General features: G+C 69.0%; 16 protein-coding genes. 7 read left to right on the top strand and 9 right to left on the bottom strand.

Annotated elements, in window-relative coordinates:
- Positions 1-3: 3 nt before the first annotated feature.
- The 4 genes from IFS44_RS15015 to bchF are packed head-to-tail and all read right to left on the bottom strand — an operon-like array spanning position 4 to position 6,947.
- Positions 4-3,552, bottom strand: coding sequence for a magnesium chelatase subunit H (locus IFS44_RS15015; protein ID WP_192099028.1), 3,549 nt, complete (start codon positions 3,550-3,552; stop codon positions 4-6).
- On the bottom strand, positions 3,542-5,095 hold the full coding sequence (bchB, locus tag IFS44_RS15020) for a ferredoxin:protochlorophyllide reductase (ATP-dependent) subunit B (protein ID WP_192099029.1): 1,554 nt from the start codon (positions 5,093-5,095) through the stop codon (positions 3,542-3,544). The genes IFS44_RS15015 and bchB overlap by 11 nt, the downstream gene beginning before the upstream one ends.
- Positions 5,095-6,411 carry a ferredoxin:protochlorophyllide reductase (ATP-dependent) subunit N gene (locus IFS44_RS15025; RefSeq protein ID WP_192099031.1) on the bottom strand — a complete coding sequence of 439 codons (1,317 nt, stop codon included), beginning with the start codon at positions 6,409-6,411 and terminating at the stop codon, positions 5,095-5,097. Before IFS44_RS15025 ends, bchB begins: the two co-directional genes overlap by 1 nt.
- Entirely contained in the window at positions 6,408-6,947 is a 540-nt protein-coding gene (gene bchF, locus IFS44_RS15030) for a 2-vinyl bacteriochlorophyllide hydratase (RefSeq protein WP_166748191.1), read from the bottom strand. Before bchF ends, IFS44_RS15025 begins: the two co-directional genes overlap by 4 nt.
- Before the next feature lie 223 nt (positions 6,948-7,170).
- On the opposite strand from bchF, the gene IFS44_RS15035 reads away from it, so the two are divergent.
- The 6 genes from IFS44_RS15035 (at position 7,171) to IFS44_RS15065 (ending at position 13,792) form a co-directional block, all read left to right on the top strand.
- Positions 7,171-8,076: a cobalamin B12-binding domain-containing protein gene (locus IFS44_RS15035; protein WP_192099033.1), complete on the top strand. Its 906-nt coding sequence runs from the start codon at positions 7,171-7,173 to the stop codon at positions 8,074-8,076.
- Between the two features lie 30 nt (positions 8,077-8,106).
- A complete protein-coding gene (gene ppsR / locus IFS44_RS15040) occupies positions 8,107-9,537 on the top strand; it encodes a transcriptional regulator PpsR (RefSeq protein WP_192099036.1) in 1,431 nt (476 codons plus the stop codon).
- 72 nt (positions 9,538-9,609) lie between these two features.
- Entirely contained in the window at positions 9,610-10,518 is a 909-nt protein-coding gene (gene chlG, locus IFS44_RS15045; protein ID WP_192099038.1) for a chlorophyll synthase ChlG, read from the top strand.
- Positions 10,515-13,058, top strand: coding sequence for a geranylgeranyl diphosphate reductase (locus IFS44_RS22800; RefSeq protein WP_342366439.1), 2,544 nt, complete (start codon positions 10,515-10,517; stop codon positions 13,056-13,058). Before chlG ends, IFS44_RS22800 begins: the two co-directional genes overlap by 4 nt.
- A gap of 6 nt (positions 13,059-13,064) precedes the next feature.
- Positions 13,065-13,547, top strand: coding sequence for a TspO/MBR family protein (locus tag IFS44_RS15060; protein ID WP_192099040.1), 483 nt, complete (start codon positions 13,065-13,067; stop codon positions 13,545-13,547).
- A gap of 89 nt (positions 13,548-13,636) precedes the next feature.
- Positions 13,637-13,792, top strand: a complete 156-nt coding sequence (locus tag IFS44_RS15065) for a hypothetical protein (protein WP_192099041.1) — start codon at positions 13,637-13,639, stop codon at positions 13,790-13,792.
- A 121-nt stretch (positions 13,793-13,913) separates the two neighbouring features.
- Here the strand turns inward: IFS44_RS15065 and IFS44_RS15070 are convergent, their stop codons facing one another.
- The 5 genes from IFS44_RS15070 to IFS44_RS15090 all read right to left on the bottom strand — a co-directional run bounded on the left by IFS44_RS15070 (position 13,914) and on the right by IFS44_RS15090 (position 22,076).
- Positions 13,914-14,474: a c-type cytochrome gene (locus IFS44_RS15070; protein WP_192099043.1), complete on the bottom strand. Its 561-nt coding sequence runs from the start codon at positions 14,472-14,474 to the stop codon at positions 13,914-13,916.
- Positions 14,475-14,700: 226 nt separating this feature from the next.
- Positions 14,701-16,071 (bottom strand): MFS transporter, encoded by a 1,371-nt coding sequence (locus IFS44_RS15075; protein ID WP_192099045.1) that lies wholly within the window; start codon positions 16,069-16,071, stop codon positions 14,701-14,703.
- A complete protein-coding gene (locus tag IFS44_RS15080; protein ID WP_244650334.1) occupies positions 16,049-18,064 on the bottom strand; it encodes a glycoside hydrolase domain-containing protein in 2,016 nt (671 codons plus the stop codon). The genes IFS44_RS15075 and IFS44_RS15080 overlap by 23 nt, the downstream gene beginning before the upstream one ends.
- A 251-nt stretch (positions 18,065-18,315) precedes the next feature.
- Entirely contained in the window at positions 18,316-19,536 is a 1,221-nt protein-coding gene (locus tag IFS44_RS15085; RefSeq protein WP_192099047.1) for an ElyC/SanA/YdcF family protein, read from the bottom strand.
- On the bottom strand, positions 19,533-22,076 hold the full coding sequence (locus IFS44_RS15090) for a TonB-dependent receptor (protein WP_192099048.1): 2,544 nt from the start codon (positions 22,074-22,076) through the stop codon (positions 19,533-19,535). The genes IFS44_RS15085 and IFS44_RS15090 overlap by 4 nt, the downstream gene beginning before the upstream one ends.
- A gap of 116 nt (positions 22,077-22,192) precedes the next feature.
- On the opposite strand from IFS44_RS15090, the gene IFS44_RS15095 reads away from it, so the two are divergent.
- Positions 22,193-23,311 (top strand): ROK family transcriptional regulator, encoded by a 1,119-nt coding sequence (locus IFS44_RS15095; protein ID WP_192099049.1) that lies wholly within the window; start codon positions 22,193-22,195, stop codon positions 23,309-23,311.
- The last annotated feature ends 5 nt before the right edge of the window (positions 23,312-23,316 follow it).

Genomic DNA, 23,316 nt, shown 5'->3' on the forward strand with positions numbered 1-23,316 from the left:
TCCTTATGCCGCGACCGCGGTGATACCCTCGAGGCGATCCTCGAGGTCGTCGCTTGCCGCGTGAAGCGCGGCCAGTGTTGCTGCGTCGGGTGACCAGAAATGCCGGTCGCTCGCTTCGATCAGGCGGTTGGCGACACGCGCCGACGCCTTGGGGTTCAGCGTCGCCAGCCGTTCGCGCATCGCGTCGTCGAGCACATAGGTCTCGCTGATCCGCTGATAGACCCAGGGGCTGACGTCCCCGGTCGTCGCCGACCAGCCAAGCGTGTTGGTGACGTGCGCCTCGATATTGCGGACGCCCTCGAAGCCGTGCTTGAGCATCGCTTCGTACCAGAGCGGATTGAGCATCCGGGTGCGCGTCTCGAGCTCGACCTGTTCGGACAGCGTCCGGACCTTGGTCGCGCCCTGCGTCGCATCGACGATATAGACCGGGGCCGCGCTGCCGCGCGCGCGCGTGATCGAGCGGCTGATCCCGCCCAGCGCATCGACATAATGGTCGATGTCGGTGACGCCGAGTTCGACCGAGTCGAGATTCTGATAAGCGAGGTCGACGCCCGCGAGCGCGGCCTTGAACAGATCGGCCTGGCGCGCGGGGGTGCCGGTGCGGCCATAGGCATAGCCCTTTTGCCGTTCGAACACCTCGGCGATCTCGTCGGGATCGCTCCACGCGCCATCGTCGATCAGCAGGTTGACGTTCGTGCCATAAGCACCCTCGGCATTGGAAAAGACGCGCAGCGCCGCGGTTTCGAGGTCGCAGCCGGTCTGCTCGGAATAAGCGAGCGCGTGGCGGCGCACCGCGTTGCGGTCGAGCGGTTCGTCGGCGGTCGCGGCGAGCCATGCGGCCTCCGCGATCATCCGCGTCTGGAGCGGCAGCAGGTCGCGGAAGATGCCCGACAGCGTCACGATCACGTCGATCCGCGGGCGACCGAGCTCGTCGAGCGCGATCAGTTCGGCACCCGCGAGCCGGCCATAGCCGTCGAACCGCGGGCGTGCGCCGATCAGCGCGAGCACCTGCGCGATCTGAGTCCCCTCCGATTTGAGGTTGTCCGTCCCCCAGAGCACCATGGCCAGCGTCTCGGGGAAGGCCGCGCCGCTCGCGGTGTGGCGCGCGATCACCTCGTCGGCCTGTGCGACGCCCTGCGCCATCGCGAAGCTGCCCGGGATCCGGAACGGATCGAAGCCGTGAATATTGCGCCCGGTCGGCAAGGCCTTGGGATTGCGCAGCACGTCGCCGCCGGGCGCCGGGCGGACGAACCCCGCATCGAGCGCATGGATCAGCGCACCGAGTTCGGGATTGTCGGACGACAGCGACGGATCGGCGCCCGCGGCGATCATCTGCGCGCGCATCGCCTCGGGCAGCGGCTCGCCGAGCACATGCAGGCCGTAGGGGATCAGCTCGCGTTCGACTTCGTAGAGATTGGCCGACAAGGCATCGAGGTCGCGCGCGTCGAGATCGAGCGCGGCCGCCGAAGCGACGATCATCGGATCGAGCAGGTCGCGCTCCGCGTCCGACGGCGACGAGCGCCACCGCTCGAGCAGCGCCTTGAGCTCGGTCATCCCCTTGTAAAGCCCCGCTTCTGCGAGCGGCGGCGTCAGGTAGCTGATCAGGGTCGCGCCCGAGCGGCGCTTGGCGATCAGCCCTTCGGACGGATTGTTCGCGGCATAGAGATAGAGGTTGGGCAGATCGCCGATCAGCCGTTCGGGCCAGCAGTCGCCGCTCAGCCCCGCCTGCTTGCCGGGCATGAATTCGAGCGCGCCGTGCGTGCCGAAATGCAGGACCGCGTCCGCGGCGAAATCCTCGCGCAGCCAGCGGTAGAAGGCGCTGAACGCGTGGGTGGGGGTGAAGCGGCCCTCGAACAGCAGCCGCATCGGGTCGCCCTCATAGCCGAAGGCGGGCTGGATCCCGACGAACACCTGCCCGAACTGCGCGCCGAGGACGTGGATCGATGCGCCGTCGCTCTGCTGGCGGCCGGGGGCGGGGCCCCATTGCGCCTCGATCGCGGCCAGATGCGGCTCGCGCCGGACATGGTCGTCAGCGGGGATGCGCGCATGGACATTGGCATCGGCGCCGTAGCGCGCGGCGTTGCCGTGGAGCACCGCCTCGCTCAGCGCGTCGACGTCGGCGGGGACGTCCACCGCATAGCCCGCGGCCGCGAGCGCCGTGAGTGTCGCGTGGAGCGACTCCCAGACGGCGAGATGCGCCGCGGTGCCCGTCGCGCCGGCATTGGGCGGGAAGTTGAAGAGCACGACCGCGAGCCTGCGCGCGCGTCGTTCGGACCGGCGCAGGTCGACAAGGCGCGCGACCTTGCCCGCCAGCGCCTCGGCGCGGTCGGGGCAAGGGCGCATCTCGCGCGTCAGCCCGGATTCGGTGAAGGTGCAGCGGCGCGCGCACCCGCTGCACGCGCCCGATCCGTCGGCACGACCGCCGAACACGCTGGGGACGACCGCGCCGTCGAGTTCGGGAATTGCCACCATCATCGTCGCCTCGAGCGGCAAAAGCCCCTGACGCCCCGCGCCCCATTGCTGGAGCGACTGGAATTCGAGGGGATGCGCTGCGACATAGGGCACGTCGAGCGTCGCCAGGATCGCCTCCGCCGCCTCGGCATCGTTATAGGCGGGGCCGCCGACGAGGCTGAACCCGGTGAGCGAGACGACCGCATCGACGATCGGCACGCCGTCGCGCATGAAGAAGCGCTCGATCGCGGGGCGCGAGTCGAGCCCGCTGGCAAAGGCGGGGATCACGCGCAGCCCGCGCGCCTCGAATGCGGCGATCGCGCCGTCATAATGACCCGTGTCACGGCCGAGCAGATAGGAGCGCAGCATGAGCACGCCGACGGTGCCGCGCGAGCCTCCCACCCCGGGCAGCGCGTCCACCCGGTCGGCGATCCGGCCCGGTATCGCCGGATGGTAGACGCCGACCTCTGGATAGTCGTGCGGCGCGGCGGCGCGGACCGCATGGCCCGCATAACGGCCGGCGAGCGCCTGGATCATCGCGACGACATTGTCGTCGCTGCCCGCCAGCCAATATTGCAGCGTCAGGAAATAGGCGCGGACGTCCTGCGCGGTGCCGGGGATGAACCGCAGGATCTTGGGCAGCCGCCGCAGCATCCGCATCTGCCCCGCGCCCGACGAGGCACCGGGCTTGGCGGATCCGCGCAGCCGCTTGAGCAGCGCGAGCGGACCGCTGGCCGGCTTGTCCATGCGATAGTCGCCGAGCTTGGTGAGCCGGACGATCTCGCTGCCCGACATCAGCCCGACCATCGCGGCGCAGGCCTCGCGGCGCGCGGTCAGCGCGGGGAGAACCGCGCGGATATGGTCGTCGAGGAACAGCATCGTCGCGATGACGATGTCGGCGCGGCCGATATCGGCGATGCAGCGATCGAGCGACCCGGTGCCGCGATCCCAGTCGGCCGCGGCGTGGAAGCCGATCGTGATCCCGCTATCGTCCGCGGCGAACCGTGCGGCCGCGCGTTCGGCGGCGCCCGACAGATGGTTGTCGAGCGTGACGATCACGACATGCAGCGGGACCGGGCGGCGGATGGCGCTATCGGGCATAATGGGCCTTCGCATCATAGAGCGTGTCGATCGTGATCGTCGCGACGTCGCGCTCGGCGGCGAATCGTTCGGTGTTGCGACGCGCCTTCCCGCGGACGAAGAAGGGGATCTTGAGCAGCTCGCGCTCGGCATCGGCGGACCAGACGCGCGCCGCGCTGGCGTCGGGGGCGGGGCGCGATGCGACCTCGGGCGATACCGGCTGTGGCGCTGTCTCGGGCGCCACCGGGAGGGGCGCGAGATGGCTCGCGCCGGCCATGTCGCTGAACTCGAAATCGTCGCGGAACATCGTCAGCAGATGCTCCTCCAGCCCCATCACGAGCGGATGGACCCAGGTGTCGAACAGCACGTTCGCGCCCTCGAACCCCATTTGCGGCGAGTAGCGCGCGGGGAAATCCTGGACATGGACGGGGGCCGAGATCACCGCACAGGGGATCCGGAGCCGCTTGGCGATATGCCGTTCCATCTGCGTGCCGAGCACCAGTTCGGGCTGCAGCGCCTGGATCGCCTCCTCGACGACCAGATAGTCGTCGGTGATCAGCGGCGTGACGCCGTAGAGCGCCGCGGCGGCGCGCAGGTCGCGCGCGAATTCGCGGTTGTAGCAGCCGAGCCCGACGACCTCGAACCCGAGTTCGTCCCGCGCGACGCGGGCGGCGGCGATCGCATGCGTAGCATCGCCGAAGATGAAGACGCGCTTGCCCGTCAGATAGGTCGAGTCGACCGAGCGGCTCCACCAGGGCAGGTGGCCAGGGTCGCACGCGCCCGTCGGATCGATCCCGGTCAGCGCCGCCAGCTCGGCGATGAACTCGCGCGTCGCGCCGTGGCCGATCGGCACGGTGGTGACGACGGGCTGTCCGTGCTCGCGCGCGAGCCAGCGGCAGGCGGTGTCGGCGATCTCGGGATAGAGGCAGATGTTGAAATCGGCGTCGGGCAGCCGGGCAATGTCCGCGGTGGTCGCGCCGAGCGGCGCCACGACGTTCACCGCGATCCCCAGCGCATCGAGGATGCGGCGGACTTCGATTACATCGTCGCGGTGTCGGAAGCCGAGCGCGGTCGGGCCGAGGATGTTGGCGGTCGGGCGCGCGTTTGCCCGGTTCGGCGCGGGGCTGGGCGCGAGGGTCCGGACGAGCTGGTAGAAGGTCTCCGCCGCGCCCCAATTCTCCTTGCGCTGGTAGCTCGGCAGTTCGAGCGCCACGACCGGGCAGGGCAGGTCCATCGCCGCGACCAGCCCGGCGGGATCGTCCTGGATCAGTTCGGCGGTGCACGATGCGCCGACCAGCATCGCGCCCGGCGTGAAGCGCGCATAGGCATCGCGCGCCGCGGTCTGGAACAAGGCCGCGGTATCCTTGCCGAGATCGCGCGCCTGGAAGGTCGTGTAGGTGACCGGCGGGCGCTTGCCGCGCCGCTCGATCATCGTGAACAGCAGGTCGGCATAGGTGTCGCCTTGCGGCGCGTGGAGGACATAATGCACGTCCTCCATCGCGGTCGCGATCCGCATCGCGCCGACATGGGGTGGTCCCTCATAGGTCCAGACGGTCAGCTGCATCACACCCTCAGCAGGTCGCGCCGCCGCAGCGGTCGCGCGAAGAGGTCGGCGAGGTCGCCCGCCTGGTCGAAGCCGTGGACCGGCGAGAAGACCAGCTCGATCGCCCATTTCGTCGTCAGCCCCTCCGCCTCGAGCGGGTTGGCGAGACCGAGGCCGCAGACGGTAAGGTCGGGGCGGTCCGCGCGCAGGCGGTCGAGCTGGCGATCGACATCCTGCCCCTCGCTCAGCCGCGTCGCGGCAGGAAGCAGTGCGAGTTCGACCGCGAGGTGGCGGCGGTGAAGATAAGGCGTGCCGACCTCGACCGGGACCATGCCGAGCTCGGTTGCGAGAAAGCGCGCGAGCGGGATTTCGAGCTGGGAATCGGGCAGGAAGCTGATCCGCCGTCCCTCGAGCAGCGGGCGTGCATGCGCGAGCGCGCGCTTGGCGCGTTCGCGGCCGGGTGCGATCGTGCGCCGGAACTGCATCGCGTCGACGCCGAACGCCTGGGCGGCGGCGTACAGCCAGTCGGTCGTGCCCTCGGCCCCGAACGGGAACAGCGCGTCGAGTCGTGTCGCGCCGCGATCCTCGAGCGCGCGCGCCGTCTCCCCGAGAAACGGCTGGGCGAGCAGGAAGCGCGTATTGGGCCCGACTGGCGGCATCGCCCCCGCACGCCGTGCGGGCAGGCTGTGGACCGGGCCGATGCCGAGCGCGTCGAACAGACGGAGGAACTGGTCCTCGACGACATCGGGCAGCGCGCCGACGATCATCAGGCTCGGCGCGGGGGATGCGTCAGCGGCGAGGCCGGGGACCAGCGCCGCGAGGCAGGCATCCTCCCCCTCGGTGAAGGTCGTTTCGATCCCGCTGCCCGAATAATTGAGGATCCGGGTCGTCCCGCCATGCTTGACCGATAGCCGGACCGCGGCGCGCGACAGGTCGAGCTTGATCACCTCCGACGGGCAGGAGTCGACGAGGAACAGCAGCTTTATGTCGGGCCGGCGCAGCAGCATCTGGTCGACGATGCGGTCGAGCTCGTCATTGCAGTCCGCCATCCCCGCGAGGTCGCGCTCCTCGATGATCGCGGTGGCGAAGCGCGGCTCGGCAAACACCATCACGCCCGCCGCCGATTGCAGCAGATGCGCGCAGGTCCGCGAGCCGACGACGAGGAAGAACGCGTCCTGAATCTTGCGGTGCAGCCAGATGATTCCGGTGAGCCCGCAGAACACCTCGCGCTGGCCGCGCTCGCGCAGCACGGGCGCGGCGTCGCATCCGGTCCGGCCGAGATGGTGCGCGGTTGCCAGGGGGGCGGTGGGCAGGGGGGTGGAAAGCGGCGCGGTCATGACGCGACCATGCCCGCCGGTGCACGCTGCAACCGCGCGGCCCGCAGCTTGATCAGGAACTGTGCGGCATTGACGACGTAGCTCGCATAGGCCGCGAGCGCGAGCCACATGCGTCCCGCCTCGCTGCCGAAGTCGCGGGCGAGCGCGACGAGATAGGCGGTGTGCAGCGCGAGCACGAGCATGCTCACCACATCCTCCCAGAAGAAGGCGGGGGCGAACAGCCATTGGCCGAACACCTGCTTCTCCCAGATCGCGCCGGTGATCATGATCGCGTAGAGCGCGCCCGTCTTGACCACGATCGATATCGTCGCGGCGACCACGCCATCGCCCGTCGCCAGATAGCGCAGGACCAGCGTGAGACTGACGAGGAAGATCAGGAACTGGATCGGGGCGAGCACCCCCTGGACCAGCGTCCAGGCCGACGAGTCGCGGCGCTCGCGCTGGTCCGGCGTGTAGAGCGGGGCGGCTGCCCGGCGGGCGCCCGGGACGGCCGTGCCGCCCTGCCGATCTGCCGGAGAAAGGTCGTTCGCTCGCATCGCGCCCCGCCTGCCCAAGTTCCGCTCGGACCTTACACCCGCCCCTTAAAAAGTGTCAAGTTATTTAGACGTCCATAAACCGGAACAGCTTGTGCGGTGCAGCAAAACCGTCCGGTTGTCAGTCAATTGCAAGTGGGATATGCTGCGAGTCGCCGCTAATCTGCCAAATGCAGGTCCCGGTCTGTAGTTGTTGGCGTGTCGACCAGGCTGGGGAGAGCCGGTAATGGCAGCGGTTACTCACTATTCGCGCGGTTTCCGGTGGAGCACCGGGTCGTTCGCACGTCGGGACTGGAGCGATGGCCGCCGAGATCTTGGTCCGGGGCCGCGTCGCGATGACGGGGACTATGATCGCCCTTTGTCGGCGCTGATCGAATGCGAGATCATTCCGCGGCTGATGGCGGCACATGCCAGTGCGGCGATGCCCTCTGCCGAGATCGGGACGGATGGCCCGATCGACAGCGTCGAGGTGGGCATCTTCGCGCCGCTGGTGATGCAGGTCGATGCCGACCGCCTGCTTGCGCACATCGAGACGATCCTCGACCGCGGTGTTTCGGTCGAGACGGTCATGGTCGATCTGCTCGCACCCGCCGCGCGCCTGCTCGGTGAATATTGGGATGATGATCGCTGCGATTTCGTCGATGTCACGATGGGGTTGTGGCGGCTGCAGGAAGTCGTGCACGAGATTGCCGGCCGCATGCCCAGCATTCGGACAGATCCGGGCGATCGACATCGGGCATTATTCGCGTCGTTACAGGGCGATCATCACAGCTTCGGGACGATCGTCCTCGACGAGGTCTTTCGGCATGGCGGCTGGCTGACGGACCGGATCAACGACGCGGAAACGCCCGTGTTGCTGGATGCCGCAACGGCGGACTGGTTCGATATCATCGGATTGACGATCAGTTGCGACTGCCATATCGCCGGACTTGCATCGATCATTGCTGCGTTGCGAGGGGTTTCGCGAAATCCTCGTGTCTGCATCATGGTCGGCGGTGCGATTTTCAATGCAGACCCGGATCTCGCCACCAAAGTCGGCGCCGATGGTACCGCGTCCGATGCGAAACTCGCGCTGAAACTGGCCGGCAATCTTCTCCGCGAAAGCGCATGGGGGACCACGGCGTGTAATTGATTGCTGCAGATTGGAGCGCGACGCTCGTCGATGGACAAGACTATCGCCTCTTCCCCGCATCTGGCCTTCGCCCGCCCCGACGCCGCGCCCGGGGCCCTGAGCGCGCGCGTGGCCGCGTCGCTGCTCGCGGCCGTCGGCGACGTCGCCTTCATCCTTGCCGCCGATGGGCGGATCCTCGACGTTGCGGTGTCGCAGGGTGATCTTGCCAATCACGGCTTTGCCGGCTGGGTCGGCGAACGCTGGATGGACACGATGACGGTCGAAAGCCGTCCCAAGGCGGCCGAGATGCTTGCGGCGGCGGGCCGCCCCGAACCCGCGCGCTGGCGACAGGTGACGCATCCCGCGGCGGGTGGCGATGTGCCGGTCCGCTATCTGGTGATGTCGCTGGGCACTCCCGATCGGCTCGTCGCGATCGGCCGCGACCTGCGCGGCGCGGCGGCGACGCAGCAGCGGCTGCTGCAGACGCAACAGGCGCTGGAGCGCGACTATATCCGCCTGCGCCAGGCCGAGACGCGGTACCGGATGGTGTTCGACATGGCGTCCGATGCGATCCTGGTCGTCGACGCCGGGTCGCGCCGTATCCGCGAGGCGAATCCGGCGGCGCTGCGGCTGCTCGATGCCGCCGCCGATACGCTGGTCGGTGCACCGGTCAGCACGATCGTCGATCCGCATGATCGCGACGACCTGGTCGCGCATCTCGGTGCGGCGGAGGCGGCGGACGATGTCGCACCGGTCGCGCTGCGGCTCAACGATCGCGCGGTCGACGTGCGGATCGATGCGAAGCTGTTCCGTCAGGCGCGCAGCCCGTCGCTGATCGTCCGGATCGAGGCGGTCGAGCCGGTCGTCGGTGCGCGCCGGCACGAGGCGACGCTGGGCGACGTGGTCGAGCGCATGCCCGATTCGTTCGTGCTGGTCGATCGCGACTTGGTGGTGCTGACCGCGAACGCCGCCTTTGTCGAGCTGACCGAAATGCCGTCGATCGAGCGGCTGATCGGCGCGCGGCTGGGCGCGTGGCTGGGCCGGCCGGGCATCGATCTCGAGCTGATCGTCGCGCAGCTGCGCGAACATGGCTCGGTCCGCAACGTCGCGACGATCCTGCGCGGCGCGGCGGGTGCGCAGGCCGAGATCGAGGTGTCCGGCGTGGTCGCGCCGATGGGTGGCAGCGAGTGTTTCGGCTTCACGATCCGCCATGTCGGACGCCGCCTGCGCCAGGTGCCGCTGGTCGCGCACGACACGCCGCGATCGGTCGAGCAGCTGACCGAGCTGGTCGGCCGCATGTCGCTGAAAGAGATCGTGCGCGAGAGTACTGATCTGATCGAGCGTCTCTGCATCGAGGCGGCGCTGGCCTATACGTCGGACAATCGCGCGTCAGCGGCGGAAGTGCTCGGCGTGAGTCGGCAAAGCCTCTATTCGAAGCTTCATCGCCACGGCCTTGGCAATCTCGTGTCGGGTGACGGCTGAACGCGCGAGTGTTATCAACGTTGGTGTCAACATATGTTGACAGATGAGAGTGTCTGATCCTAGCTTCGTGACATGGATCGCCTGTCCGCTTCCCGTGTCGCGATGCCGCCGCCCGCGGCTCGCGACGTGCTGGAACTGCTCAAGCCGGTCACCTGGTTTCCACCGATCTGGGCGTTCCTGTGCGGGGTCGTGTCGTCGGGCGTTCCGCTGGGCGATCGCTGGCCGTTTCTGCTGGGAGGTGTCCTGCTGACGGGGCCGCTGGTCTGCGGCACGAGCCAGGCGGCCAATGACTGGTTCGACCGCCATGTCGATGCGATCAACGAGCCGCTGCGGCCGATCCCGTCGGGGCGGATCGCCGGCAGCGGGGGCTTGTGGATCGCGATCGCGGGCAGCCTGATCTCGGCGGCGGTCGGGGCGGCGATGGGGCCGCTGGTGTTCGCGGCGACCGGCGTCGCGCTGGCCTGCGCCTGGGCCTATAGCGCGCCGCCATTCCGCTTCAAGGCGAGTGGGATCTGGGGGCCCGCGGTGGTCGCGCTGACCTATGAGGGGCTGACCTGGTTCACGGGCGCGGCGGCGATGACCGGCGGCTGGCCCGATGCTGCGGTGATGGTCATACTCGGCCTCTACACCGCCGGCGCGCACGGCATCATGACGCTCAACGACTTCAAGGCGGTCGAGGGCGATCGGATGATGGGGTTGCGTTCGCTGCCGGTCGTGCTGGGGGTGAATCGCGCCGCCCGGCTGGCCTGTATTGTCATGGCGGTCCCGCAGGTCGCGGTGATCGGCCTGCTGGCGCTATGGGGGCACGGGCTTGTCGCGCTGCTGGTCGCGGCGTTGCTGGCGGGGCAATTGGCGCTGATGGTGCGGCTGCTGCGCGATCCGCTCAAGAATACGCCGTGGTATAACGCGACCGGCACGACGCTCTATGTCCTCGGGATGCTGGCGTCGGCGTTCGGGCTCGGCGGGGTGGCGGGGTTGTGAGCGGGGTCCCGCTCGGCTGGCTCGGTATCGTGCGGCTCGGGCTGGTGCAGAGCGCGATCGGCGCGATCGTGATGCTGGCGACCTCGCTGCTGAACCGCGTTATGGTGGTCGAATATGCGCTGCCCGCGGCGCTCCCCGCCGGTCTGGTCGCCTGGCATTATGCGGTCCAGCTGTCGCGACCGGTCTGGGGGCATGGTTCGGATCGCGGCACGCGGCGGACACCCTGGATTGTTGGGGGCATGGCGGTGCTCGCGCTCGGCGCCTTGCTCGCGGTCGGTGCGCTGCCGCTGCTCGCCGCACGCGCGCCCGGGGGGCTGGCGCTGGCGATTGCCGCGTTTGCGATGATCGGCATGGGCGTGGGCGCGGCGGGCACCTCGCTGCTGGCATTGCTCGCGACGCGAGTCGCGCCCGAACGGCGCGCGGCGGCGGCGGCGATCACCTGGATCATGATGGTCGCGGGGATCGCGGTGACCGCGGGAGTGGCCGGTGCGCTGCTCGAACCCTTTTCCGCAGCGCGGCTGACCCGGGTTGCGGCCGGCGTCGCGGCGTGCGCATTCGCGCTGGCCGTGGTGGCGCTTCTCGGCGTCGAGGGGGCTGCACCGTCCAGGACACTCGCCACGCCGGTCGACGCGTCCCGGCGGGGGGAGCGATCGGCTACGCTGACGGCGGCGTTGCGGACGATCTGGGCCGATGGCGAGGCCCGCCGCTTCACGCTCTTCGTCTTCGTCTCGATGCTGGCCTATGCGATGCAGGACCTGATCCTCGAGCCGTTCGCCGGGCTGGTGTTCGGGCTCGCGCCGGGTGCCTCGACGCAACTGTCAGGGGTGCAGCACGGGGGTGTGCTCGTCGGGATGATCGTCGCGGGGGTCGGCGGCGGGGCGTTTGGCGGCGGGCGGGGTGAAGGCGGGGAGACGCGCGGGCTGCGCTGGTGGATCGGTGGCGGGTGTCTCGGGTCGGCGGCGGCGCTGGCGGGGCTCGCGCTGGCGGCGCGGATCGGGCCGGGCTGGCCGCTGACCGCCAATGTCGCGCTGCTCGGGCTGGCCAATGGCGTCTTTGCGGTCGCGGCGATCGGCGCGATGATCGCGCTCGCGGGACGCGGGCAGGCAGAGGGGCGGGAGCAGGCGGGACTCCGCATGGGCGTGTGGGGCGCAGCGCAGGCGATCGCCTTCGGGCTTGGGGGGCTGCTCGGCGCGACGGGCGTCGATCTCGGGCGGAGCCGGATCGACTCTCCCGCCACCGTCTTCACCCTGGTCTTCCTGGCCGAGGCGCTGGTCTTCGTCGTCGCCGCAGCGCTGGCGATGCGCAGGCCGGGTCGCCAGCAGGACATGACGCCAGTCGCGCGCGCGCGCGGCGGCATGACGACCTATGACTGCGTCGTCGTCGGCGGCGGCCCGGCCGGGGCGACCGCCGCTGCCGAGCTGGCGCAGGCGGGGCGATCGGTGCTGCTGCTCGATCGCGCCGGCCGGATCAAGCCGTGCGGCGGCGCCATCCCGCCGCGGCTGATCCGTGATTTCGCGATTCCCGATCATCTGATCGTCGGGCGGGCGCGAACCGCGCGGATGATCGCGCCGTCGCGGCGTGCGGTCGACATGCCGGTCGATCCGAGCGGCGCGGGCGGCTATGTCGGCATGGTCGACCGCGACACGTTCGACGAGTGGCTGCGCGACCGCGCTGCCAAACAGGGCGCTGAGCGGCGCACCGGGCGGTTCGAGGCGATCGTCCGCGACGGCGATGGTGGCGCACAGGTCCGCTATACCGATGGCGAGGGCGATCATCGCGTCCGCGCGCGGTGCGTGATCGGTGCGGACGGCGCCCGGTCGCGCGTCGCCGAGGCGGTGTTCGACGATGCGGTGCGCAACCCGTGCGTCTTCGCCTATCACGAGGTGATCCGTACGCCGCAACCCGGCACCGCAGGGTTCGATCGCACCCGGTGCGACGTCTTCTATCAGGCCGAATTTTCGCCCGATTTCTACGGCTGGCTGTTCCCGCACGGCGACACCGCGAGCATCGGCGTCGGCAGCGCGCACAAGGGGCATGGTTTGCGTGACGCGACCAGCCGGTTGCGCGTGCGGCTCGGGCTCGAAACGTGCGTGACGCTGCGTCGCGAGGGCGCGCCAATCCCGCTCCGCCCGTTGCGGCGATGGGATAATGGCCGCGACGTGCTGGTAATCGGCGATGCCGCGGGGGCGGTCGCGCCGGCCTCGGGCGAGGGGCTTTATTACGCGATGCTGTCCGCGCGGTTCGCCGCCGAGGCGGTCGATACCTTCCTCGCCAGCGGAGACCCCAAGGCGCTCGGCGCGGCGCGGCGGCGGTTCATGCGCGCGCATGGGCTGGTGTTCCGCATCCTCGCGATCATGCAGCATTTCTGGTACCGCGACGATCGCCGACGCGAACGCTTCGTGGCGATGTGCGCCGACCGCGACGTCCAGCATCTGACCTGGCACGCCTATATGAACAAGCGGCTGATCTATGCGCGGCCGCTCGCCTATGCACGGATCTTCGTCAAGGACATGCAGCATCTGCTGCAGACCGCGAGCTGATGCACGATGGATAGGGTCTGGATCTTTCCGGTGTGCATCGCGGCATTGCTCGCGACATTGGTGGCGCTGGTGGGCGCGACGATCATCGACACCGGATCCTGGTATGCCAGTCTGCTCAAGCCGCATTGGGCACCGCCCGACGCCGCCTATGGGCTGGCCTGGACCGCGATCTACAGCTGCACGGCCCTGGCGGGCGTGACGGGGTGGCGGGCGATTGCGGGGTGGCGCGAGCGCGAATGGCTGCTCGGCCTGTTTGCGGGCAACGGGTTTCTCAACATCCTGTGGAGCCTCGTCTTCTTCCGCCTGCAGCGGCCTGACTGGGCGGTCGCGGAGATGGTCGTGCTCTGGCTGTCGATCCTGTTGCTGATCGTCGTCCTGGCCCGGCATTCGCGGTCTGCGGCAGCGCTATTGCTGCCCTATCTGCTTTGGGTGGGGTTCGCGGGTTACCTCAATCTGGCGATCGTCCAGCTCAACGGACCCTTTTCCTGACCTGGCTGTTCGCCAGCGGGCACGCGGTTGATATCGTGCTGGGGGTCATCGCCCTCGAACTTCTCTGGCTGAGACGGCAGGGGTGGAGCATGGCGATCGCGGCACTTCGGCTGGCGCCGGGCATGCTGATGCTGTTCGCGCTGCGCACCGCGCTGACCGGGCTCGACTGGCGATGGATCGCGGTGCCGCTGATCGTGTCACTGCCGGTCCATCTTGCCGATCTGGCGCGGACGGCACGGGGGTAGATGTCGGTCACGTCGGCGCGCGGGAGCCGGCATGGCGCTTCGGACGCGGACCTGTTCCCGACCCCGCCCGATCCCGCAATCGGCGCGAGCGGGACCGGTGGGGCAGGAGCAGCGGCTTCGCTCAGCCGCCGGCTTGCAGATAGGCGATCACGTCGGCGCGCTTCTGCGGATCAGGGATGCCCGGGAACGCCATCTTGGTACCCGGGACGACGCGTTGCGGTTTTTCGAGATACTGGAACAGCTTTTCGGGGGTCCAGGTGATCCCGCTATTCTTGTTGGCGGCGGAATAGGTGTAGCCGGCGACGGTTCCCGCGGCGCGGCCGACCACTTCGTGCAGCGAAGGGCCGATCTTGTTCACGCCGGCGTCGATCGCGTGGCAGGTCTGGCACGTGATGAACGCGGTCTTCCCCTTGGCGGCATCGCCCGTATAGCCGGCAAATTTGACGCCGCTGAGCGTATCGACATTGTCGGCAGCCGGCGCGGCGGCGGAGGCCGTTGCCGCCGGCGCGGCAGCCTCAGTCGGAGCCGCCGCGTTTGCGGTAGCGGCTTCCGGCGCGGCGGCAGCGGTTTCGCCCGCGGCGGGCTCCTCGGCCGCCTTTTTCGAGCAGGCTGAGAGCGCCGTCGCCGAGAGCGCGACGCAAAGTGCCAGATGTCCAAACCGAATCGTGGATGCTGATTTCATAATCCTGCTCCTCTCGACCAAGCGCCGGGTCCGCATGCCAGGCTGTACACTGTCTATTATTATTCACAGTATCTGCCGTCCAACACTTTGTTTCAGCAACTGTAAGGAGCGGCCCGCGAAAAGGCGTCGGAGGGCGCGGGGATGCGCCGGAGATAGCGACCGCGAAATGCGCGGCATGGTTTGATATCGCGACGTGCCGGGCGATGTATGACAATGCAGCCGCCCGCTATCCGACGCTCGATCTGCTCACGCTGCTGGGCAGGCTGCGTGTTGCGGGGACGGTGGAACGTCCCGCACCGGTGTGGGACTGCAAGACAACCACCGCGATTCCGATGACCGCCCCCGCTACCGGCATCGCCCACGCCATGGCCAGCAGTTGTCCGCCGCCGGTCTCGCCGAGCGGGGCGGTGCCGGTCCAGCCGGCCAGGGCGAGGCCCTGACCGAACAGCGCACCGCCGATCCCGCCACCCAGCTTCAGCGTGAGGAGCAGCAACGCGACCGGCACCGCCTCGAGCCGGACCCCGGTCCGGCGCTCACCGTGATCGATCGCGTCGGCGAGCAGCGCCCAGATCATCATCTGCACGCCGGCATTGCCCGCACCGAACAGCGCGATCCCCGCCATCATGCCGCGCGGTCCCGTCGCGAACACCGCCGATCCGACCGCAACGAGGATGAGCGCTGCTGCAAGAGCGCCGTGCTGGCTGGCGCGCCGGCTCGCTCCGACCCAGACCGGCAGCATGACGAGTTGCGACAGCGCGAGCGTCGTGAGCGCGCGCGCGGTCCAGTCGGGGTCGTGGATCACCCCCTTGCCGATATAGGCGAAGGACCGCGCAAAGACCGGCAGCGTCAGCGCCTGTGCGAAGCCGAACACCAGCAGCGCACAGAACGGACGATTGCGGAGGATCCAGACCCGGAGCGGCGTTTGCGGCCTGGCCGGTATTCGCGGCGGCTCGGTGGCGGCGGGCCCCGATGCGGCGGCCAGCCACAACGTCGCGACATAGGCGAGGGCGGCACAGGCCGTGGTGGCGATGAGGCGATGACCGCCTGCAAGCGCGGGGTCGACAAAGGCGGGCGCGGAGCCGGCGACCGCCAGCGCGCCGAGGCAGCTGAACATGTACCGCAAGGCGGAGAGCATCGTCGCGGCACCCTGTCGCCCGGTCATCCGCATCATCAGCGCATTATGCGCGACATCGCAGGTCGCATAGGCGGTGCGGAAAACCAGTACGAGGCTGATCGCCCAGGGAATTATGAAGGATGGCTGGGGAGTCGGGAGGAGGAAGACGATGGTGAAGGGGATGGTGACGACAGGGGCGGCGAGGACGAGCAGGCGGCGGTAGAGCCCCGCGCGGTCGGTGGCGCGGTCGAGGATGCGGCCGAGCAGCGGGTTGCACAGCCCGTCCCAGACCAGCCCGAGCATCACGATCAGCCCGGCGGCGAGCGGCGATATCCCCCAATATTCGGTCAGCGTGAACATCAGGAAGACATCCATCGTCGACGCGAGCAGGTTCTTGCCGAAATTGCCGCTCGCATAGCCGAGCATCCGCGCCGTGGCGGGCGGCGCGGCGGCGGCGGCGTTATCGGGGGTGGAGCATGCCATCGACCGCGACCCTAGCGCGGCTGTCTTGCAGTTGCGGGACATTTTGCGGCGGCGATGCCTGCGTGGTGACGACCAGCGTACCGCCACGCATCAGATCGGCATGATCGATCCGCGTCGTGGACAGCGCGCGTCCGTCCAGGGTTACCCGTTGTATGACGCCGTCCGCTGGTCCGTCGCGGCGGATGCTGAGCACGCGCCCCTTGCCGAGATCGAGACGGACCCGTTCGAACGCGGGCGTCGTCGGGACGTACCAGGGCTCTCCCGGTACCAGCGGATAGAGCCCGAGCGCCGCGAAGACGTACCAGGCGGTCAGGCCGCCCGCGTCATCATCCATCCCGTCGGCAAATCCCTGCGGTGCCAGCGCGAAGCTGCGACCGACGAACGGCACCGCCAGCTTGCCGCTGTTGGTATAGGGATGCGCGATCGGCCGGGTCAGGATCGTCCGGACGAGATCCGCGGTCGGCCGGGGCTCGCCCAGCGCGGCGAACATCCAGGGGACGTGGATGTCGGGCTCGTTCGTCATGTTGAACAGGCCCTGCCCGAAGAAAGTCTCGAGTTCGCCCAGCAGCCGCGCGCGCCCGACCGTCTGGGTGATCCAGCCGAGATCGAAGACCGGCGCCCAGCGATATTGCCACAATGTACCCTGATAGAGCCCGCGCGCCTTGACGACGTCGCCGTCCGCGCCGGGCGACTGGAACACCGAGCGCCACATTGGGCGGTAGGACAGCGCCTTGGCGGTGAAGCGCGCCGCGAGATCGGTGCGGCCGAGATCGCGTGCGAGTTCTGCGGTCGCCCAGTCGTCATAGGCGGCCTCGATCTGTTCGTCGGGGGTGCCGCGCTTGAGCGTGGCGCTGTCCGCGACCATGCCGGCGAGCGCCGCGTCCGTGTCGAACGCGATCCGCTTGCGGTGCATATCGAGCAGCGCGATCCCGGCATGTTCGGTGCGCACCGTCAGGAAGGGTTCGTCGCGGGTCGACCATTGCGGCTTGCCACCGGCATAGAGCGCGACAAGCGAGGCGGCGATGTCGGCGCTGCGCTCGGGCTGGAGAAGCGCCAGCAGCGGCATCTGCGTGCGGTAATTGTCCCAAAGCGACCAGCTGGCATAGCGCGTCCGGCCCTTGGGCGAGACGGCGATGCGGCCGCTCTTGTCGCGGTGCCGGCCGTCCGGATCGTCGATCGCGACCGGGGTCTGCATGACGCGGTAGAGCGAGGTGTAGAACAGCGCGCGGCGGTCGCGCCGACCAGTCGGCACCACCCGTCCGAGCACGCGGTTCCAGTCGGACCGGGTCGCCGCGGCGATGGTCGCGAACGGCCGGTCGCCCAGTTCGGTGTCGCGGGTCAGCGCCGCGCCGCCGCCGTCGACGCTCGACAGGCCGGTGCGGATCTCGATCCGGTCCCCCGCGCGGGCGACGAGGCGGAGCGTCGCCAGATCACCGGCGCCGACACTCAGCCGGCGATGCACGAGGCGCCCGTTGACCCGGATCCGGCTGGCGGTGTGGAGCCGATAGGCGCCCTGGTCGCAGACGGTGCCCGCAACGAGATCGGCACGCAGGTCGTCGCTGTCGAGGCGTGCCCAGTTGGCCGAGAGCCGTTTGGCATAGCTGCGTCGCGGGTCGATCCGCAGGTCGAGCGTGCCCGCGCGCGGCACGGTGAAGCGCAGCACACCGCCGCCGCGCGTCGCGGTCGTCTCGGCAAGGATGCCGCCGTCGTAGCGGACGCTGTAGGTGCCGGCGCGCGCGCGTTCGCTGGGCTTGTCGATCCGCGCAGGGACTGCATCGCTGCCGGCGTAGCGTAGCGCGATCATCAGGTCGCCGCCCGCACCGCCGCAGCCGACGCCGACGCCGCGCGTGTGCGAGAAGCCGAGCAACGTGGTGGCCGCGTGATCATAGCCGGCGTGGTTGGCGGGGCTGGTGTCGGGGCCGAGCTGGACCATGCCGAACGGCGCGACCGCGGCGGGGGTGAGTTGGCCGAAATCGGCGAGTGTTCCGACCAAGGGGGCGACGAGATCGGCGGGGGTGTCTTGGGCTGAGACGGCGGCGGCGGGGGTTAGGAGCAGGGTGAGGAGGAGCGGATGGGCGAGGATGCGGCGTGACCGTCGCGGTTGGAGTGGGGTCGGGATGGCGGGGAGGAACGCGCGTTGTTCCCGATCAGTGCCGTTTCCCAACTGGGCCCCGGCCTTCGCCGGGGTGGGGGTGGGGGTTGGGGAGTTTGTGTTTGCGGGGTCTGACCGCTGAAAGACACTGGTCATGGGTCGAGCGGATCGCGGGGATCGTGGCGGAGCGATTGGCGCGACGGGCGGAATTCGAGGTCGTAGACGGACAGCCGCCGGCCGATCGCGCCGGGCATGTAGCCGAGTTCGGCGGTGTTGCGCGTGGTAAAGGTCGGGCTTTCGATATAGGCGCTCTGCTGCGCGTCGGTGACGATCAGCGTCGGCCGGTCGAGCGGGATGCCGAGCGCGGCCATCCGCCGCGTGGCGTTGCGCAGATTGGTCGTCGTGTGCCGCGCATAGGGTTCGAGGATGATGCGATCGGCGGGGATCGCGTAGCGCTCGATCAGCGCGCGGCGGATCTCGACGGCTTCGACGAAGCGGGTGCCGCGCGGGTGGACCGCGCTGCCCGAGACGAGGATGAACGGGGCGAGCCCCTGGCGAAAGCGTTGCGCGGCGAGCAGCGCGTGGAGCTTGCTGCGCGGGCTGAGCCGTGTGGCGCTGTCCTCCGGCCCGACGCCGGGCACGATCAGCGCGGTATAGCGGAAGGCGGCCCAGTCGGTGTGTGCGGCCGCGGCACGCGCGCCGGCATTCTCGCGGTCGTCGAGCGGTTCGAACAATGTCGCTGCGGTCGCGTCGTTGCCATCGAGCAGCGCGAGCGCGAGCGCGACGCTGCCGTCGAGCGTGTCGGGCGCAGCGCCTGAGGCGGCGCGGGCGAACTCGATCCCGACTGCGACGCCGTCGGCGAAATACGGGACCGCGGGGGTGAAGACGGGGCCGTCGATCGCGGGATAGCGTGACGGATGGCCGAGCCCATAGACGCGAAGCACCGCGTTCAGCCCGTCGAGCTCGGCATCGATCGCCGCGACCGGTGCGAGATCCGCGTTCGCCGCGAGCGGCGGCAGCCCGCGCTTGCCCGCGAGCCGATCGAGGATCGCGACGAGCGCGGCGCGATCCCCGGTCGTCCAGATCGCCGCCTCGATCGTGCAGGCGGCTGCGATGCCGCACGCCGCGCGCCGCGCGGTGCGGGCGGCCTGCAGCGTCCCCATCGCCGGGTCGCGGTCGAGTGCCTGCGCCCAGCGCGGCGTAGCGCGTAACGCGCCGAGCCGGGGAAACAGGCGCTGCGAAAGCGCGTCGATCGGGGCGTCGGGGGATCGCCCGACCTGCCCGGTTGCCGCCGGCGCCGGTCCCTGCGCGGCGAGCGGCACCGATGCGGTGGCCGCCAGCGCCACCGCGAGGATCATCCGCAGGCCGGTCACCAGGACTTGCTGACCACGAGGCGGACGTTGCGCCCGAAGATCGGACGGCCGTAGATCGCGTCCGCGGTGCCCTGGCCGCTGAGCTGGTCGGTGCGCGTATTGCCCTCGGTCAGGCCCTTCGCATTGAAGATGTTGTCGCCGACGACCTGCATCTGCCACGTGTTGCGCGTCAGCGTGATGCCCGCGCCGACCGTCCCATAGGCGGGCAGCGCGGTGTTGTTGAAGAAATCGACATAGCGTTTCCCGACATATTCGTAGCGACCATAGAGCTGGACCGCATTGCCGGCGATGTCGAAATCGACCGAGGGGCGGATATTGCCATAGACCTTGGGCTCGCGGACGAGCTGGTTGCCCTCGACATCGCCCGCGCTGGCGCCGTTCGCGTTGACGAGGCTCTTGTACTTGGGATCGCTGACCGTGAGCGCGCCGGTGACCGCAAAGCCGTAGGGCAGCGCGAGATTGCCGTCGATCTCGATCCCCTTGATGTCCGCCTTGCCGACGAACGGGACTGACTGGTCGTTGCGGCCGGTGACCGGGTCGAGCGCGACGAACGAGGCGTTGAGCGGGTCGTAGCGCGTGTAGAAGCCGATGACATAGAGATAGGACCGGCCGAACGCGGCCTTCAGCCCGACCTCATACTGGTTGGCCTTGGGCGTCAGGATCGTCGGGTTGATCTGATAGGTGACCTGCGTCGAGGGCGGGGTTTCGAGATGCGAGGCGCGCGCATAGGCGCCGAGATGGCGGGTGACGTCGTAGTTGATGCCCGCGGTCCAGTTGGTGATGTCGGGCGCGAGCGAGGAGCGGATGATCTGGCCGGTAAAGGCGCGCACGGCATTGTCGGCGAGCGTCGTCGGGTCGCCGAGATTGGCCGAGGTCGTCGCAAAGGCATAGCCGTCAAAGCTGTAGCGTTCGTGACGGATGCCGCCGTCGATCTTCAGCCCCGGGGTCAGTTCCCAGGTGTCGTTGGCGTAGAAGGCGTACATCGACGCGTCCGTGTTGCCGCGGTTGAGCGTGGTCGTGTAGCGCAGCACGCCATTGTCGGTCACCGATCCGAGCGCCTGGCCGGCGGCGTTATAGGCGATCAGGTCGAGCGTGCGCGGCTTGCCCCGGACCTCGAGCAGATAGTCCTGATAGGCGACCTCGTTGGTTTCGCCGTACAGGCTGCCATAGACGCCGACGCGCAGATCGTGCGTGCCGAAGCCGGTCGCGATCGATCGGGTGACGCTGAGATCGCCCTGGGTCGAGTAGAATTTCGACGTGACGTCGCGGAACTGCGCGGGGACGACCAGGCCGGAGGCTGCATTGGGGTCATAGACCTCGGCGCCGTCGGTGCCGGCGATCGCATAGCCGAGGCGGGTGACGCCCGCGCCGAAGGCGGTGCGTGCGGCGGTCAGATAGCTGCCTGCAAAGGCGGTCGCGTCGGACGGATTGCTGGTCGAATAGAGCGCGTTGAAGTGGAGCTTGCCGATGCTGACCCCGCCCTTGGCGGCGACCTTCCAGCCGTCGTAATCGGCGTCATACTGAACGCCGACATTGCCGAACTGCGTGTGGCGGCCATTGCCGAGATCGGCGCCGACATTGCGCGTCGTGCCGTCGGCCTCGCGGTAGCGGATCGTCGCGTTGCGCAGCGCGGGCGAATTCATCGTGCCGCTGAAGAAGTCGATATACTGGTTGAGCGACTTGGACGGATCGCGCGGGTCGGCGGTCGGGATCGGCAGGTAGAAGACGTTGTGGTCGTTCAGGTAATTGCCCGACACGCGCAGCGACCCATTCGAGAAGTCATGCTTGATGTTGGCGCGGATCTGGCCGCCGCGGTCGTTGGGGAAGCCGTTGTCGCGATAGCCGTCGTGGCGGCGGAGGAAGCCGCCGATCGCGTAATAGGTCGAATCGTCGATCGGCCCGGCCTGATAGCCGTCGATCCGGTAGAGGCCGGTGTCGCCGAGCGTGAGCTGTGCCTTGCCGCGCACCGTGTCGGTGCCCGAGACGGTGATGTTGTTGACGATCGCGGCGGCATAGCTCGCATAGACGGGGGCGGGGCCGCCGCGCACGACCTCGACGCGCTGCGTCATCAGGTCGAAGCGGTTGAGGCTGTCGCCGCGGAAGAAGTTGCCGTCATTCTCGTGGAACAGCGGCAGGCCGTCCTGCTGGAAGGTGACGAGGCCGCCGTCGCTGGGCAGACCGCGCAGCCGGATGATGTTCTGGACCTCGCCGCCGGTATTCTCGACGGCGAACCCCGGCAGCTTGCCGAGCAGATCGGCGAAGTTGAGCGGCGCGAGCTTCTGGATGTCGGCGTTGCTGAGCGAATTGACCGCATAGGAGACGTCGAAGCGACGCTGTTCGCGCGCGGAGCCGGTGACGATGATGTCGGTACCGGCGACGGGGTCGGTTTGGGCGGGGTCGGCCTGGGCGGGGTCGCTGGCCTGGTCGGCAGCGGTCGCGGTCGTAGGAGCTGAAGATGCCGTCTGCGCCCAGGCCGGCGTCTGTGCCGCAATCCCCAGCGCGATCAGCGCACATCCCGAACGCAAGCCGTGTTTTGTCATGATTTTTTCTCCCACCCGATTGATATGTCAGCCGTTGGTCGGGAAATATGACAAAATTAATTAATTTCACGAAATAAACTAATCGGCTATCTGGTGCGGCGAAGGGACGTGTGCGGATGGCGATGTCGCGGTTGAGACTGGATGACGACGAGCGGCGCGTGATGCAGATCCTGCGGTCCTGGGGGGCACGGTCGCGCAAGGATCTCGCCGCCGATCTGGGAATGAGCGCGACCAAGATCACGCGGCTGTCGGCGACGCTGCTCGCGCACGGGCTGATCGAGGAATGCCCGGGGGCGGCCCCGGTCGCGCCGGGCCGCCCGGCGGTCCCGCTGCAAATCTCGCCCGAGGCGGGATACGGGGTCGGGGCGATGCTCCACCGCGGGCTGCTCGAGGTGGCGCTGGTCGACTATGCGGGCGGCGTGATCGCGCACCGGTCCGCGCCGTTCGACGATCCCGATCCGCGCGTGTTCGCGCAGCGGGTGACCACCGCGATGCACGAGATGGCGATCGCGAACCGGCTGCTCGGCCGGCGGCTGCTCGGCGTCGGGATCGGCGTACCGGGGGCGGCGCTGTCGATCGAGGGGACGCGGCGCTGGACGGTCGACAGTCTGGCGGCGTGGCGCGGGATCGACCTGAAGGCGTTGTTCGAGGAGCATATCGGCCACCCGGTGTGGATCGAGAACGACGCGAACGCGGCGGCGCTCGCCGAATATTATGTCGGGGGGCTGATGCGGCGCTGTTCGACCGCGGTCGTCATCCTGCTCGGGCACGGGATCGGCGCGGGGATCATCGTCGAGGGGCGCATCCTGCGCGGGGCGATGGCGAGCGCGGGGGAGATCGGCTGCCTCTACCCGACCAGCGCGCCGCGCCCCTCGACGCTCGACCTGTTGTCGACGTTGCGCGAGGCGGGGTGCGCGATCGACTCGCTGGTGGACTTCGACCGGGTGATCAAGGGCTATGAGCCGGTCGTCGACGCGTGGGTGCTCCGCGCCGCGGGGCAGATCGTGCCGATCATCAACTGGGGGATCGCCTGGATCGATCCGGGTGAGTTCGTGATCTCGAGCCCGTTGCCGACGCCGATCCTCGACGCGCTGGTCCGCAACATCGATTTCGGCGCGATGCACATCGGCGACCATTGCAGCGTCCCGCCGCGCATCTCGGTATCGACGCTGCAGGGCGCGGCCGCGACGATCGGCGCGGCGCTGATGCCGATCCACGCGACCGCGGTCGGCTGACGCCC

Source organism: Sphingomonas sp. CFBP 13706, from assembly GCF_014842355.1.
GTDB classification, from domain to species: domain Bacteria; phylum Pseudomonadota; class Alphaproteobacteria; order Sphingomonadales; family Sphingomonadaceae; genus Sphingomonas; species Sphingomonas aerolata.